At 71.1% G+C, this 15,821-nt stretch carries 10 protein-coding genes; 2 read left to right on the forward strand and 8 right to left on the reverse strand.

Annotated features, from left to right (window positions below):
• Window positions 1–25: 25 nt before the first annotated feature.
• The gene (locus IEJ02_RS24855; protein ID WP_191066903.1) at window positions 26–391 is read left to right on the forward strand and encodes a BlaI/MecI/CopY family transcriptional regulator; all 366 of its coding nucleotides are present in this window, start codon (window positions 26–28) and stop codon (window positions 389–391) included.
• Here IEJ02_RS24855 and IEJ02_RS24860 read toward each other — a convergent pair.
• The 8 genes from IEJ02_RS24860 to IEJ02_RS24895 are packed head-to-tail and all read right to left on the reverse strand — an operon-like array spanning window position 371 to window position 14,426.
• Window positions 371–4,264, reverse strand: a complete 3,894-nt coding sequence (locus IEJ02_RS24860) for a type I polyketide synthase (RefSeq protein ID WP_191066904.1) — start codon at window positions 4,262–4,264, stop codon at window positions 371–373. The two genes, IEJ02_RS24855 and IEJ02_RS24860, sit on opposite strands and share 21 nt — an antisense overlap.
• Window positions 4,261–8,202, reverse strand: a complete 3,942-nt coding sequence (locus tag IEJ02_RS24865; RefSeq protein ID WP_191066905.1) for an SDR family NAD(P)-dependent oxidoreductase — start codon at window positions 8,200–8,202, stop codon at window positions 4,261–4,263. The genes IEJ02_RS24860 and IEJ02_RS24865 overlap by 4 nt, the downstream gene beginning before the upstream one ends.
• A gap of 50 nt (window positions 8,203–8,252) precedes the next feature.
• On the reverse strand, window positions 8,253–9,101 hold the full coding sequence (locus tag IEJ02_RS24870; protein ID WP_191066906.1) for an LLM class F420-dependent oxidoreductase: 849 nt from the start codon (window positions 9,099–9,101) through the stop codon (window positions 8,253–8,255).
• A gap of 13 nt (window positions 9,102–9,114) precedes the next feature.
• Window positions 9,115–10,701: a type I polyketide synthase gene (locus tag IEJ02_RS24875; protein ID WP_317985910.1), complete on the reverse strand. Its 1,587-nt coding sequence runs from the start codon at window positions 10,699–10,701 to the stop codon at window positions 9,115–9,117.
• Window positions 10,698–12,473 carry a fatty acyl-AMP ligase gene (locus IEJ02_RS24880; protein ID WP_191066907.1) on the reverse strand — a complete coding sequence of 592 codons (1,776 nt, stop codon included), beginning with the start codon at window positions 12,471–12,473 and terminating at the stop codon, window positions 10,698–10,700. Before IEJ02_RS24880 ends, IEJ02_RS24875 begins: the two co-directional genes overlap by 4 nt.
• Entirely contained in the window at window positions 12,458–12,970 is a 513-nt protein-coding gene (locus IEJ02_RS24885) for a hypothetical protein (RefSeq protein WP_191066908.1), read from the reverse strand. Before IEJ02_RS24885 ends, IEJ02_RS24880 begins: the two co-directional genes overlap by 16 nt.
• Window positions 12,967–13,827: a hypothetical protein gene (locus IEJ02_RS24890; RefSeq protein ID WP_191066909.1), complete on the reverse strand. Its 861-nt coding sequence runs from the start codon at window positions 13,825–13,827 to the stop codon at window positions 12,967–12,969. The genes IEJ02_RS24885 and IEJ02_RS24890 overlap by 4 nt, the downstream gene beginning before the upstream one ends.
• Window positions 13,824–14,426, reverse strand: a complete 603-nt coding sequence (locus IEJ02_RS24895; protein WP_191066910.1) for a class I SAM-dependent methyltransferase — start codon at window positions 14,424–14,426, stop codon at window positions 13,824–13,826. Before IEJ02_RS24895 ends, IEJ02_RS24890 begins: the two co-directional genes overlap by 4 nt.
• Window positions 14,427–14,604: 178 nt before the next feature.
• Here IEJ02_RS24895 and IEJ02_RS50445 point away from each other — a divergent pair, with 178 nt between their 5' ends.
• Window positions 14,605–15,768, forward strand: coding sequence for an MDR/zinc-dependent alcohol dehydrogenase-like family protein (locus IEJ02_RS50445; protein ID WP_191066911.1), 1,164 nt, complete (start codon window positions 14,605–14,607; stop codon window positions 15,766–15,768).
• Window positions 15,769–15,821: the final 53 nt, after the last annotated feature.

Here is a 15,821-nt window from a genome sequence, read left to right on the forward strand (position 1 = left end):
CATCTGCCAAACGTAGGGGGAAACGATGGGTACTTCACTGCAGATCCGGGTCCTCAATCTCCTCTCAGCGGCCAAACGTCCACTGCACGGACGTGAAGTGCAGGAAAAACTCAACCAGGAACGCGAGGACCGGCTTGCGTACACCACCGTGCTGACCGTGCTCACCAGGCTGGTGAACAGCGGCGCCGTCGCGCGCCACCGCAACGGACGCCAGTACATGTACCACGCCACCTGCCGGGACGAAGTGGGCCTGGCCGTACGGAAAGTGCTGACCAGCTTCGGGACCGACGCGGTCGCCCACTTCGTCGACCAGGCGTACGCCGATCCCGCGTTGCGGGCGCAGCTCCGCCTGGCCGTCGACGGCTCGGCGCTACTGAGCGAGTCCTCCTAGCGTCGCGAGGACTCGGTCGCTCAGTTCCCGCACGGTGGCCTCGGAGCAGCGTGCCGCGTCATACCACCAGTCGATGTGTAGGCGCCCCGACTGCCGGTAGGTCCGTACGTCAAGCACATGGCCGCGGCACAAGGGGGGCTCGCCCCACGGCAGGTCGTTCGGAGCCACGGCCCACAGCGGCGTCCGGCGTGCTCCCGTGGCCGCCGGGGCCTGCGTCCCGGCGTCGGTGAAGGTCACCTGGGCCTCGGGCAGCCGCCGCAGGGCCTCGGCCGTCTGCGGGTGGAGGTGCCGCAGCACGCCGTAGTGCACGCCGTGATGGGGGACGCTGCCCAACGCGTCGCGAACCGTGCTCAACAGACGTGCCGGGTCATCGTGGTGAGCCCCGGCGAGAAGGGGATACACCGAAGAGCACCGGCCCACGGTCCGGCTGAGGTCGATGCCCGGGAAGTCCGCGTCCCGGGCACTGCCCATGACGTCGATCAGCGTGCCCTCGCCGTCCGCCTCCGGGCTGAGGGCAGCGGACACCGCGGCGAGCACGAGCGCGCCCGGTGTCAAGTGCTCCCGCCTCTGGACCGGCCGCAACGAGCCCGTCAGGGCGGGATCCAGCACGGTGTGCAGCAGCCGTACCGAGGTTCGGGTGCCGGGGTCGGGTGCGGTCGCTCCGTCCGGGGCGACGAGCGCCGGCCGGGTGCCGGCCCGGCGCAGGAGGCCGAGCCAGTAGGGCCGTTCGAGCAGGACCGCGTCGTCGAGAGCCCAGGTCGTCAGGCAGTCGGACCAGGTCTGCCACGTGGTGCCGACCGCGGGCAGGTTCACCGGCCGGCCGGCCAGCAGCTGGCGGCACGCGGTGGTCAGGTCCTCGGTGAGAAGGCGCTGTGCCGTGAGGTCGGTGGCCGTGGCATGAGTCAGCAGCACGAGGTGACGGCCGCCCGGTGCACCGGAGTCGACGAGGAGCGCCTCCACGGCGGCGCGCCTGCCCGGGGTGCGCCGGCCGCGCGCCTCGGCTGCCGCCGCGGCGACGAGTGCGGAGGCGTCCGCCGTGCCTTCGGGCTTCCCCCGCACGACGGTCAGTACCGGACCTGTCGGCACTGCCCTGTGGTGTTCCCACATGCCGCTCGTCTCGACCAGTTGCACGCACAGCGCGTCGTGATGTCCGATCGTATGCACCAGCGCCTCGTCGAGCAGGTCTGCCGAAACCTCGTCCCCGACCCGGAGGACGACGGGTACGTCGAGTTCCGGCAGCGCGGCCGGGTCGGTCGTCAGCTCCAACTGGGCGGGAGTCAGCTGAAGTCGCTCGTCGGTGGAGACCGGCCGACGAGGGGAGACGGTCGTCTCGGGCCCGGTCCCGGAACCAGCCGCGCGAGGTCCCACCGCGTCGGTGAGCGCGCGCAGCGTGGGGTTCTGGAAGAGCGCGCGGGGACTGAAGCGCAGGCCCGCCGAACGGGCGCGGCCGGCGATCTGCGCGGCCATCACGGAGTCGCCGCCGAGCAGGAAGAAATCGTCGTCGAGCTCGATCTCGTCGACGCCGAGCACGTCGGACCAGAGGCGGGACAGGACCTGTTCGGTGGTGCCCGCCATGGCCTCGGGTTCGGCTGTGGCGCCCGCGGGCGGTGTCGCCGGTGCCTGCGCCGTCGCGTACGTCGAGTCCAGCCAGTGCCGCGCCCTCTGGAACGGGTATCCGGGCAGCGGGGTGCGACGGTGTCCGGATCGCAGTGGCGCCCAGTCCACCGGTACGCCGCGCGCCCACAGCTCCCCCAGTGCCGCTCGGAAGTCCTCCCGTGCGTCGCGCTCCTCACCCGGCCCGCCAACGAGGCTCACCGCCTCGCCCGGCTGGTGTTCCGGCCCGGCGCCGACGACGAGGTAGGTGCCGTCGGCCAGGGCGGTGTCCAACGCCGCTTTCCCGGAGAGGAGGACCGGGGCCGACGACTTCGGTGTGCGCTCGGGCGGCTCGCGCCGGGCGACGCGGCGCACCGCTTCCTCGAGGGTCATCGCTTCGGCGAGGTGGGCGGCGACGTACTCGCCGACACCGCTGCCGGCGACCGCGGCCGGCCGCACGCCCCATGCCTCGAGGGCGCGAGCCGTCGCGTACTGTGCGCAGAAGGTTCGCGCTTCGGCGGTCGCATCCCCTTCGCTCTCGCCGAACAGCTTGGCACAGTGGTCGAAGTGTTCGGCGAACACCGGATCGTGCTCGTACCGCGCCGAGGCCGTCCGCGCACCCTGCGGGTGGAGTCCGGAGAACGTCAGGAGTACCGCGGGCGTTTCCCCGGTCGCCGTGCTGTCGGTGACCGGACCGTCCGCCTGGGCGAGCACCGCCGCGGCCTGGTCCGCGTCCCGCGCCACGACGGCCCTGCGGTAGCGGAACGCGCGGCGCCCGTCTGCCAGAGTCAGCGCCACATCGCCCAGATCGGATCCGGGCTCGCCGCGCAGATGCTCCGCGAGCCGCCGGCCGGACTCGGTGAGGGCGTCCTTGGTGCGCGCGCTCACCACGAGGACGTGCGGTTCGGGGCGTGCGGGTGGCACCTCGTGGCGCGGCGCCTCCTCCAGGACCACGTGCACGTTGGTGCCGCCGGCGCCGAGCGAGGTCACACCCGCCAGCCGGGGGCGTTCGTCCGTCCAGTCGGTCAGCCTGTCCTGAATGCGAAAGGGCCCCATGGCGAGTTCGAGTTCGGGGTTGGGCTCGGTGAAGTGGAGCGTGGGTACGAGCTCGCGGTGCCGCAGACACAGCACGGTCTTGATGAGGCCGACGACTCCGGCCGCCGTCTCGCAGTGTCCGACGTTGCCCTTCACCGATCCGAGCGCGCACCACGGTTCGTCCGCAGCACCGCCGAACGCCCGGCGCAGGGCGGCCACTTCCACCGGGTCACCGAGCGCCGTGCCGGTGCCGTGCGCCTCCACATAGCCCACGTCACGGGGATCCACTCCGGCCACGGCGATCGCTTCGCGGATCACGGCGGCCTGCATCTCGACGCTGGGCGCGTGGTAGCCCATCTTCAGCGAGCCGTCGTTGTTGACCGCGGAGCCCCGGATGACGGCCCGGATGTCGTCGCGGTCGGCCAGCGCGTCGCCGAGCCGCTTGAGTACGACGACTCCACCGCCGCTGGTGAAGACCGTCCCGCCGGCGTGCGCGTCGAAGGGCCTGCAGTGGCCGTCCGGCGACATCACCGAGTCGAGGTCGCGCCGATAGCCGACGCGGTGCGGCACCTTGACGGACATGCCCCCCGCCAGCGCCACGTCGGACTCCCCGCACAGCAGGCTCTGGCATGCCAGGTGGACGGCGGTGAGCGCGCTGGAGCACGCTGTCTGCACGCTCAGCGCCGGGCCGTGCAGGTCGAAGGCGTGGGCGATGCGGGTGGCGTAGAAATTGACGTCGTTCGCCGACCACAGCGTCATCTGCTCCGAGGAGGAACCGGCCCCCAGCAGCTTGCGCGGATCGTGTCGGGACAGCACGTGGTACGGGTAGTAGCCGCACGCGGATCCGGAGACGAACACCCCGATGGCGGCCCCGCCTCGGGCCGGGTCGCAACCGGCGTCCTCAAGTGCGTGCCAGGAACATTCGAGCAGCAGCCGTTGCTGCGGGTCCATGGTGGCCGCGAGGCCGGGCGCGAACCCGAAGAACTCCGCGTCGAACTCCTCGATTCCGTCCAGCGTTCCGGCCCGCCGCATATAGGTCGGGTCGCTGAGCACGGAGTCGGGAACCCCCTGGCGGCGCAGTTCGGCGTCGTCCAGCGTCTCCAGGCACTCCCTGCCCTCGCGCAGGTTCTGCCAGAACTCGGCGACGCCGCGCGCCATCGGGAAGCGTCCCGCCATGCCGATGACGGCGATGCCCTCGGGAGGTTCTTCCATCGGGTCCGTGTCCTGCACCGGTTCGGTCTTCACTGCGGCCTCCTCCTTCGAGCATGCTGTGCCATGCGGGTACGGCGGGTCCGGGACCGTTGCTCGCCCCGGTCTTCCGCGGGATCCGCCGGCTCCGGCGCCCCGTCGGTGAGGCCGGCGGTGAGCTCGTCGGCGAGAGCGGTCACGCTCGCCCCCTCCAGGAGGCGGGAGACCGGGATGTCGAGCCGGAAGTCGTCCCTGATGGCGTTCTTGATCCGCACGGCGGCCAGGGAGTCGAGCCCGAGGCGGACCAGGGGCGTGCCGAGCGGCAGGCTGTCGCCCTGTTTCCGCAGCAGCGGGCGGATCCGCTCGGTGAGCCGCTCGGTCACGGCCCGGTGCACCGCCTCGCGACTCATTCCGGGCAACCGGCTCCGGTCGAAGCCGGCCAGGTCGGCCCGGTCCCGGGCCGCGCCCGCGACGACCCGCGCGAAGTAGGACGACGCGCGGGTCTCGGGGAACACCACGGCGTGGTCGTGCCCGAGCCGGACGGCACCCGCCTGGACACGCTCATGGGCGAACACTTCCTCCAGCGCGGCGAACGCCTCCCGGGGGTGTATCTTCCCGAGCCCGCTGACCGTCGCGTCCCGCGCGCCCCCGGTCTCGGCCCAGGGACCCCAGTTGACCGAGACGGCGGGCAGGCCGTGGGCGCGTCGCCAGTGGGCGAGCGCGTCCAGGCAGGCGTTCGCGGCCGCGTAGTTGGCCTGCCCGGGCGACCCCAGCAGGGCGGCGGACGAGGAGTAGCCGACCCACCAGTCCACGCCGTCCCGTGGGGTGGCGAGGTGCAGCCGCCAGGCGCCGACGGCCTTGGGCGACCACACGCGGCCGATCCGCTCCGCGTCGAGATCCGTCACCAGGGCGTCGTCGAGGACGCCGGCCGCGTGCACCACTCCACGGACCACGGCGCCCGTCTGCGTCACCGCCTGCATCAGGTGGTCGGCGACACCGGGTTCCGCGATGTCGCCGAGGACGACCACCACACGGGCGCCCAGGGCACGGATCTCCTCGATGCCGCGGGCCGCGTCCGCGCCCGGCACGGAGCGTCCGTTGAGTACGACACAGCCCGCGCCGCGCTCCGCCAGCCAGCGGGCGGTGGCCAGACCGAGTCCTCCGGTGCCGCCGGTCACCACATAGCCTCCCCCTTCGCGGACCGGGGCGCGTCCCGGTGCGGCAGGAGCTCCGGCGGGCAGCTGGGTCAGCCGGGTGACGTGACGTACGCCGTTCCGCCACACCACCTCGTCGTCGGGGGAACGGGAGCACAACTCCCGCACCAGCTGCCCGGGTTCGGGCTCCGGGTCCAGGTCGACCAGGGTGGGCCGTAGCTCGGGGCGTTCGAAGCGCAGCGAACGCGTCAGTCCGATCAGGCCCGCCTGAACCGGATCGAACGAGGTCGCACCCGTCGGCGGACAGGCGCCACGGGTGACGACGTACAGCCGTGGCGCTTCCGCGTCTCCCGGCCCCTGGTCGAGCCCGGCGGCGATCCGCACCATGGGCAGCAGGCGGCGCCCGGCATCCGCGACGGCCTCGGGGGCCTCCGGGTGCGCTCGGCCGGTCTCCCAGCCCATGAGCACCACTCCCCGGACCGCCGCGGCGCCCGGGATCCGCTCCGGGAGGTACGCGGTGTCCAGCGGTGTCGGGCGCAGACCGGCCCGCTCCATCTCCCTGAGCAGCCCGTCCCGGAACGCGTCGTCCTCGTCTCCCCCGTACACCAGCCAGTCGCCCGACGGCGCGGGCCCGGCTTCGGCCAGCGGCGCGGGTTCGTTCTCCACCGTGTAGAGCAGGCCGTCCGTGGAGACGGGCAGGGCGTCCTCGTCGAGGAATCGGAACCTCACCCCCCGAAGATCGGCCACGGGGAGCCCGTCCTCGTCGTACACGTCGAGGTCCGCCGTGCAGCCCTGTGCGTCGATGCGCAGACGGGCCCGGCAGGTGACGTCGTCGCCCAGCTCGCCGACCAGGCTCAGCCGTGCGATGCCGGCCGGCAGACAGATCCTGCCGGAGTCCTGTACCAGTGCCATGGCGACGCCGTGCAGACAGGCGTCGAGCAGTGCCGGGTGGAAGGTCATACGGGGATCGGGCGGTGCGGCGGCAGGGCGGCTCACCCGGCTGATCGTCTGGTCCGGGGTGATCGAGACCCCGGTGAGGCCGGCGAACGCCGGACCGTGGTTGAGCCCGGCGTCACGGAGCCGGGGATAGCACTCACCGGCGTCGCGGAACGGGCCGTCCACGGTGCACGGGGCGGGGGCGCCGGTACCCGCCGTCTCCCGGGTCATCACCGCGGTCCTCGCCGTCGCGTGGACGATGTCCGTGTCCCCGTCCCGGCTGCTGATCTCGACCTCTGCCTCGCCCGGCGCGCTGACCGTGAGCACCGTGGTCACGGTCACCGGTGCGGCGAGCGACAGCAGCCGGTGGAAGGTGACGTCGGACAGGACGATGTCCTCGGCCTTGGCCTCGAACGCGGTGCACGCCGCGGAGCGCGCCATCTCGCAGTAGCCGGTGCCGGGAAGGAGAGGCAGCAGCTCCCCGAGCCGGTGATCGTCCAGCCAGGTGAGCCGTGCCGTGTCGAGGGTCGTCTGCCAGAGGTGGCGGGCGGGCGTGCCCGGCAGCCGGACGTGCGTGCCGAGCAGCGGGTGGCCGCGCTCGGCCGTGGCGGCGACGCGTCCGGTCACCGGCTGTCGCTGCCCGTGGTCCCACACGGCCGTCGGGACATCCACCAGCCGACCCGGCGGAGCCAGCCGCTCCCAGTCCACACCGATACCCCGGCAGTGCGCCCGGGCCAGCCCCAACAGCAGGGCGGCCCCGGCCGGTTCGCCTCGGCGCAGGGTCTCCCAGGCGACGGGGTCGGCGAGCTCGGAGTCGGCCAGGGTGTCGGCCAGGGAACGGATGGCCACCGGGTGCGGCGACACCTCCACGAAGGTGCGCAGCCCGTCGGCGAGTGCGGCTTCGACGGCGTGCTGGAAGCGCACCGGACGGCGTACGTTCGCCGCCCAGTAGGCGCCGTCGAATGCGGGTGTGTCCCGCGGGTCGGACAAGGTGGTGGAGTAGAAGCGGAGTTCGGGAGGCGTGGGCTTCACATCCGCCAGCAGGCCGGTCAGTTCGGGTACGACGCGGTCGGCGAACCTGCTGTGTCCGGCGGCGTTGCCTCCCCGTACGGGATACGTGGCGATTCCGTCGGCCTCGCAGGAGGAGAGGAACTCCTCCACGACGTCCCCGTCGCCCGCCACCACGGTGGTTCGCGTCGAGCTGTAGACGGCGATCTCAAGGTCGACACCGGCACTCAGCCGCCGCTCCACCTCCCGGGCCGGCAGTTCGACGACCGCGGTGGTGCCGAATCCGAACATCCGGCGCTGCATGACCTCGGAGCGGCGGAGGATGACCTGTGCCGCATCGGCGAGGGGCAGGCCGCCGCCGACCACGGCGGCGGCGAGCTCTCCCATCGACTGCCCCATGACAGCCGCCGGCCTGATGCCGTAGTGCTGCCACACCGCGGCCAGTCCGATCTGCATGGCGAACAGGGCCGGCTGGACGGACGTGGCGTCCGCCTCGGAGAGCCGGGCCCGTGTCAGCAGTTCCCGCGGCGACGCGCGCCCGGCGGCGCGGAAGACCGGTTCCAACTCGTCCAGTACGGTCTCGAAGGCCGGTTCTCCGAGCATCCCGGCGCCCATTTCGTCCCACTGGGAGCCGTAGCCGGAGAAGACGAAGACCACGTCGGGCGACGACCGCGTCGGCTCCTCCGGCGCGACGACCCCCTCCCCGCTCTCCCCCGCGGCGAGGACACGGAGCCGGTCCACCAGCTGCGGCCGGTCGTGGGCGAGGATCGCGCCGCGTGCCGGGAGGTGGGGGCGGCGCAGGGCGAGCGTGTACGCCACATCGGTGAGGGCCGTTGCGGCTTCGGGTCCTTCGAGCCAGTCGGCCAGTGCCCCGGCGCGTGCCCGCGCCCCTCGCACGGACCTGCACGATACGGGGAACAGCAGCGGGGTCGGTGTCTGCTCGCCCATCACAGGTAGTCGGCCTGTTCACTGAGTTCGGTGTACCAGTCGAGGAGCGGCAGTACGTCCTCCCGCTCGCCCGGCGGCAGGGTGAAGACACACCGGCTCACCCCCGCCTCGATGCAGTGGGCGACCGCCTCCTCCTCGGGCGGGACCTCCACGACGGTCACCGGAACGGGCCCCAGCCCCAGCTCGGCGGCCTGCTCTCCCAGGAGGGCGATGCGGTCGGCGAGGTCCTCGCCTTCCAGCCCGTACATCGGCATCCACTCGGCCCTGGCCTCGGTCACCCGGTCGAGGGCCCTGGCCCCGGTGAGGCCCATGAGGATCGGCGGATGCGGTCGCCGCACCGGTTTCGGCAGCGAGACGATGGGGTCGAACGTGACGAACTCGCCGGCGAACGAGGCCTCATGGTCGGTCCAGATGGTCCGCATGACCTCCAGGTACTCCATGAGGCGCGCGGATCGGGTGGCCGGGTCGACGCCGTGGTTGAGCAGTTCCTCGCGTACCCAGCCGGTTCCCACGCCGAACAGGAACCGGCCCTGTGCGAGCACGTCGAGGCTGGCCACCTGCTTGGCCAGGATGATCGGATCGCGCGTGGGCACCTCGCAGATCCCGGTTCCGATCAGCAACCGGGAGGTCGAGGCGGCGACGGCGGACAAGGCCACGAAGGGGTCGAGGCCCTGCATCGCTTCGGGGACGACCGGTCCGCCGTCGGGCCGCGGGCTGTCGATGCGCACGGGCATGTGCGTGTGCTCCGGTACGAAGAGGGCGTCGAAGCCCCGCTCCTCCGCCTGGCGTCCCAGTTCCGCCGGGTCGAGGGAGAAGTCGGTGACGACGGACAGCAGTCCGAACTTCATGAGGACCTCACAGTCACGGGCGTACGGTGCGGGGCAGGTCGGTCAGGACGGCGTGCGCGTTGGTCCCGCCGATGCCGAAGGAGCTGACCCCGGCCACGCGCTCGCCTTCGCCCGTGGGCCAGGGGGTGAGCCGGGCTACCACTTCCAGGCCCAGGTCGTCGAGAGCGACGGCGGGATGGGGCCGGGTGAAGTGGAGGGTGGGGGGAATCCTTCCGTAGTGCAGGGCGAGAACGCTCTTGACGAGCCCCGCCAGTCCGGCGGCCGCTTCCAGGTGGCCGAGGTTGGACTTGACGGACCCGATCAGCAGTGGGCCGGTGCCGGTCCGGGCGGAGCCGGCGAGGACGCCCGCCAGTGCGCCGGCCTCGATGGGATCGCCGAGGCGGGTTCCGGTGCCGTGGGCCTCGACGTAGCCGACGTCGGTGGGGGCGATACGAGCCGTGTCGTACGCCTGCGTCAGCAGGGCCCGCTGTGCGGCGGGGCTGGGAGCGGTCAGCCCGTTGGACCGGCCGTCCTGGTTCACGGCGGTGCCGCGGAGCAGGGCGAGCACCCGGTCCTGGTCGCGCAGCGCGTCGTCGTATCGCTTGAGCACGACGCTCACACAGCCTTCGCCGCGCACGATGCCGTCCGCGGCCGCGTCGAACGGTCGGCAGCGTCCCCCGGCCGAGGATGCGGCGGCCTGATCGGTGTAGACCGTGCCGCCCGGTGAGAGCAGGACGTTGACCCCGCCGACGATGGCGAGATCGCTCTCCCCGGTGAGCAGGCTCTGCCGGGCCAGATGCAGGCCGACGAGGGAGGAGGAGCACGCGGTGTCCACGGTGAGGCTCGGTCCACGCAGGTCGAGCAGGTATGAGAGCCGGCCCGCGATGACGCTGAGCGTGGTGCCCGGCAGCGACCAGCCGTTGATGCCCGGGAGGTCCTCCATCCGCTGCCGGGCGAAGTCGTCGCCGCTCGCCCCGACGAACACTCCGGTGCGGCTGCCCGCGAGCCCGTCCGGCGGGATTCCCGCATGTTCCAGGGACTCCCAGGCGACCTCCAGGAACATCCGCTGCTGCGGGTCCATCTCGGCGGACTCGGCGGGCGCGATTCCGAAGAACTCGGCGTCGAAGCCCTCGATGTCGTCGAGGTAACCGCCCGTGCGGGTGGTGCGGTCGAGGACCGCGGCGTGGCCGGGCGAGGTGCGGCGGTACGCCTCCCAGCGGCCCTCGGGCACCTCACGGATCGCGTCGCCACCGGAGCGGAGAAGCTCCCAGAAGCCGTGGGGGGACGAAATCCCGCCGGGCAGCCGGCACCCCACCCCGACGACGGCGAGCTCGGTCGCGCCGTCCTGGGGGAAGGTCCGCCCGGAGCCCTGCCGGGACGCCGGCACGGGCGGAGCGGTGGCCGTCAGCCGCTCGGAGAGCTGCCGGATCGTGGGGTGTTCCCAGGCGATCGCCGGGGCGACCGGTCGGCCCAGGTGCGTGGCCAGTTGGCCGGAGAGGGCGACCGCCTTCCTGGACGTCAGTCCGTACTCGCGGAACGGCCGGTCGATGTCGATCCGGTCGGCGGGGAGGGAGCACAGTCCGGCAAGTCGTTCCACCAGCCACTGGCGCAGCTCCGTCACGATGCGGTCCGATCGGCCGCCACGGTCTGCGCGGCGAGTTCACCGTCGGAGTACATGTCGCGGCAGATGCGGCGGCGCAACTTTCCGCTGGACGTCTTCGGGATCGTGCCGCGGGTGACGAGCGCGACGTCGTGGAGCTCGATGTCGTGTGCTTCCGCCACGGCGGCACGGATCGCCGTGCGCAGCTCTCCGAGGTCGACGGTGGTCTCCGCCTCCGGGCGCAGTTCCACGACCACGACGGCCAGCTCCCGTTCGTCCGTCTCGACCGGGAAGGCGGCGACATGACCGCGGCGCACCGCGGGGCCGACCTGTTCGACGGTGACCTCGATGTCGATGGCATGGTGGTTGCGGCCGTCCACGATGACGATGTCCTTGGCCCGCCCGGCGATGAAGAGTTCCCCGTCGTGGAAGAAGCCCAGATCGCCGGTACACAGCCAGTCGGCGGTGCCCTCGAGGCGGCGTCCGAAGGTCTGGTCGCTGTCGGCGCGCCGCCAGTAGGCGCGGCACACGTTCCCGCCGCGAACCAGCAGTTCGCCCACCTCACCGGCCGGTGCTCGCAGGCCCGTGGCGGGATCCACCACGCGGACGTCCTGGCCCTGGAAGGCCGGCCCGCACCCCACGAGACGGCGGGCCCCCGGATCCGTGGCCGCACATACTTCGACGCGTCCCGCGGTCATGGCCTCGCGGTCGAAGCCGGTGACCAGCGGTTCGTCCTCCGCGCTGATCCCGGTCACGATCAGCGTGGCCTCGGCCAGCCCCCAGCAGGGCGAGTGCGCCGTGTGCCGGAAGCCGTGGGGCTCGTACGCCTCGGTGAAGCGTTCCATGGAATGCGCCCGGACCGGTTCGGAGGCGTTGCCGAAGTACCGGACCGAGGACAGGTCGAGTCCGACCCGCTCCGCCGCCGGAACCGCGTCCACGCACACGTCGAGACCGAAGTTGGGGATCATCGTGTGCGTACCCCGGTACTCGCCGAACAGCCGGAGCCAGCGCAGTGGTTGCTGGATGAAGGCGTGCGGCGTCATCTGCACCGCCGGGACCCCCACGGCGAGCGGCATGATCAGCGCGAAGACGAGTCCCATGTCGTGGAAGAAGGGAAGCCAGCTGACGATCGTCGACCGCTCGTCCACGCGTTGGCGGTCGACGTGCTGGGCGACCGACACGGCGATGTTGCGGTGGGTGACCTCGACGCCGCCCGGTTTCCGCGTCGAGCCGGAGGTGTACTGGAGGTACGCGGTTCCGGAGAGGTCGGTTTCCACGGGGGTCCACGCGTCCGCGTGTGCGTCGCGCACCTGGTCGGCGAGGACCACATGAGCGCCGGATGCGCTGCCGCCGACCGCGGAGAGCACCGTCTTGACCGAGTCCGCGTACCGGGCGAGCGTCACCGCCACCGCGGGGGTGCAGTCCTCCAGGGTGGGTGCCAGGCGCTCGGTGCGGCGCTGCAGTTCAGGGGGGAGCAGGGGCACGGGCAGCATCCCGGCGTAGAGGGACCCGAGGAAGGCGGCCACGTATTCGGGGCCGTTGGGGCAGAGAATCGCCACCCGGTCGCCGGGGCTCGCCAGCCGCTGCAGCAGCCCGGCCATGGCCCGGGCCCTGGTGTCGAGTTCGCCGCGGCTCAGCCGGGTGGTCCGGCCCGCCCAGTCGGTCTCGTGATCGAGGAAGGCCATGGCGAGCGCGTCGGGGCGCTCCGCCGCCCGTTGCCGTACCGCTGCGGCGAGTCCGCGTTCGAGTGTGGAGACCTCGTCCCGCAGGGCAGGCGTCAGGATGTCGTGCACAACGGATCACCGTCCTTGGCAAGCCAGTCGGAGAACGCCGCCACGTCCGGGAGGATCACCGTCGAGCACGACAGGACGGCCACGTTGTAGCGCATGTCCGTGATCGTGACGACGGTGCGTCCCGCCGTGAAGGCGCCATACATCTCGGCGGCGGTGCCCATGCTCGGTTCGTGTCCGGGTAGCCAGACGACACAGACGTCGCTGTCAGCGGCGAGGTGGGTCATCTCGTGGAAGACGTCGAGTAGTTCGAGCACCTCGGGATGGAGCCGGTCACGGACCACCACGGGCTCCTCGGCGACGGCCTCCAGCGCCCGCCGGAGCTGTGGTACCCGTTCGCCGTATCGTGCGAGGACGAGCTCATGGGGGTCGTGTACCACCGCGTCGGGGCGCATCCGCTCGATCATCCGGCGAAGCAGTACGCGGTAGGACTGGTCGCTCGCGTCGATGGCCCGCCGGCTGCCCTGCATGACGCCGGCCAGGAAGAAGCTCGTACTCACTCGTCCTCCGTCGAGTACTCGGGCCAGTTCTGTTCGAGCGGCACGACCTTGTGGTAGATCGCCGCGGCGTCCATGACGTACGCCGTGACCTCGGCCGGTGTGCCGTCCACCGCGTCGGCGATCAGCTCCAGGTCGCGGGTGAATTCAGGGGTCCCGACCCGGCTGACCCTGCCCTGGTTGTCCTTGGTGATCAGGAAGTCGGGATCCACGAGCTGGTCCCGGGGGCGTCCGGTGAACGGCAGGACCAGTTCGCCGATCCGGCGTTCACCACGGTGGAGGGTCCGGATGGACAGGTTGTTCTGCATGGGTTCGAGGAGCACACGTCGCGCGAACCCCGGCGGCACCGGAAAGGCCGGCAGTTCGGTCGCCAGGTGGAAGGTGAACGCGCGATGCGTCACCATGGCTGCCCGGCGAGGGCTGTAACGGGCGTATTCCAGCAGGAGCACGCCGTCGGCGAGCCACCAGGTTCCGCTGAGCCGTGCGGGCGCCGGTGTCCCGTCGGCGCGGATTCTGATCGGGTAGGCGTCGGTGCCTGCTCGTACCGTCCCGGACACGGCGTCCGCGCGGCGCAGCCGCAGCGGTTCGAGGTGCGGCAGATAGGGGTCGAGGACGGTGATCTCGCCGTCGCCGAAGTACATCGCCGGTGAGTGACCACCCGCGTACAGGTGAGTGGACCGGGCCCCACAGCGCTCCTCCACGAGCCGCGCCACTTCGAAGATCTGCCAGCCGCAGGCGCGCCCGAGCCGCCACGGCGGTGCGCCCGCCCCGTAGTACTCGTGGTACGACGCGGCGCTGCTGTACGGGACCCGGAACTGCACCTCTTCCAGAGCGTCCGCGAACACGGTCAACGCGTTCATCGGCGCAGCGCCGTTCCGGTGAAGTAGGGCCCGCTGAGCGGCGGCTTGGGCTTGATCCGCACGGGATCGGAGAGCCGCACGTCGAAACCGAGGGCCTCCATCCGCTCGACCGACCGGCGGTTGGGACGGCAGCCGAACTGCACGCGCCGCAGCAGCGGACTGGTCAGATCCTGGGCCCGGCCACGCCTGCCGACGTCACGGACGTGCTCGAAGAAGGACAGCGTCCCACCCGGTTTCAGTACCCGGTGGATCTCCCTGAGTACGCCGTCGAGGTCGTCCACGACGCAGAGCAGCAGGAAGCAGACGGCGGCGTCGAATTCCCCGTCCTGGAAAGGCAGGTGTTCGCCCGCCGCGTCGATCACCTCGACCGTCGGAACAATTCCGTCGAGTTTTCCGGTCAGCTGCGCGCGCATTCCTGCGGAGGGTTCGACGGCCACCACGTGGTCCGCCTTGTTGTAATACGAAAGATTACGCCCGGTGCCTGCCCCTATTTCGAGCACCCGACCGGCCAGATCGCCGACCAGCGTGGTACGCAGACGGGGTCCGCCAATTCCCTTTTCCAGTCTTTCCGAGAGGCGATCGTACTGCCGGGCGAGCACGTGTGATACGCGACCGTTTCCCATGTCGGGCGACTCTAGACCGGCAACCGGGACGACCGCAACAGGCAACTGAATTTCTACGAAAAGGTAGAACTACGCACGCGTAGAAAAGCGAGGAACTGTTGCTTCTCTCATGTTTTCGTGGCTACGGTAATTCGCGTTGCACAGGGAGGCGAACGTGATCCACACCGAAGCATGGATACTCCACGCAGGACCCGAAGGAGTCCGCCCGGAGGCCCGCCCGCCAGGGAAGCTCCGTCGCGGACGCCATTCCTTCGCCGCACCGGGCGATGATGAGGCATTGGTCGAACCGCTGTACGGATCCTGGGAAGCCAACATAGAGCACGCGCTGTCCCGCCGACCGATCGACGTGTGCCATCTGCGCCACGAGGAAGCGGTGGTCCTGGGCAACCTGGGCATCGTGCGGGTGCTCGACCCCAAAGGCTCGCCGTCCCTCAAGGAGGGCGACATCTGCATGGTCATGCCGTTTGCGAAACGCGACCGGTACGGCTACGCGGAACTCATCTACGCCTATGACGCGCCGCACACCGTCGGGCTGCTCGCGAAGCGCACGAAAATCGCGGCGGACCTTCTTCTGCCCATTCCCGAGAACAGCGCGTATTCGCTGCCCCAGTGGGCCGCCTACGCCCGCTACTTCACAGCCTGGGACAACTGGCGGGTCGCTCACCAGTGCTGGTCGACGCAGATGCCGAACCAGGATCCCGGCGAGCACCTGGTCTTCGGCTGGGGCGGCGGAGTGGTGCTGGCGGAGCTGCAGCTGGCGAAGCGGGCCGGATTCCGGGTCGCCATGACGGCCGGCTCCGACGGACGCCTCGCCGAACTCACCCGCCTCGGCATCACGGCGGTGGACCGCCGGCTCTTTCCCCACCTGACCCTGGACCCCGAGCACCCGCCCCTCGACGCCGAGGAAACAGCCCGCTACCGGGCATCCGAGAAGGAATTCCTCAGGACCATCGGCGCCCTCTCCGACGGCGCCGGCACGGCCGTATTCATCGACAACATAGGGGCACCCCTGTACAAGGCTACGATCAAGGCGATGGCACGGCAGGGGGTCGTGACCACCGTCGGCTGGAAGCACGGAATGCGCACTTTTCATCTGCGCGCCAGCGAGTGCATCAACCGGCACCTGCATGTGAACACGCATGTCTGGCGGTACGACGACTGCGCGACCATACGCGACCACCAGGAGAACACGGCGTGGATGCCGTCGATCGACCCGGCCGCCATCTATGAATTCGACGAGGTCGGTCAACTCACCGCGGACTATTCCTCCGGAAAGATCGACTCGTACTTCCCGCTGTACAGGGTGAATCAACTTTGATCATTCAGATCATTTCCGCACTGCCTCCCGGAGAAAGGAGAGCACTCCATGGT

The sequence above is a fragment of the Streptomyces sp. 5-10 genome, assembly GCF_014712245.1.
GTDB lineage: Bacteria > Actinomycetota > Actinomycetes > Streptomycetales > Streptomycetaceae > Streptomyces > Streptomyces violaceusniger.

Coding starts and splice junctions, on each gene's coding strand:
- IEJ02_RS24855 (WP_191066903.1), top strand. CDS start 26: ATGGGTACTTCACTGCAGATCCGGGTCCTCAATCTCCTCTCAGCGGCC.
- IEJ02_RS24870 (WP_191066906.1), bottom strand. CDS start 9,101: ATGAAGTTCGGACTGCTGTCCGTCGTCACCGACTTCTCCCTCGACCCG.
- IEJ02_RS24890 (WP_191066909.1), bottom strand. CDS start 13,827: ATGAACGCGTTGACCGTGTTCGCGGACGCTCTGGAAGAGGTGCAGTTC.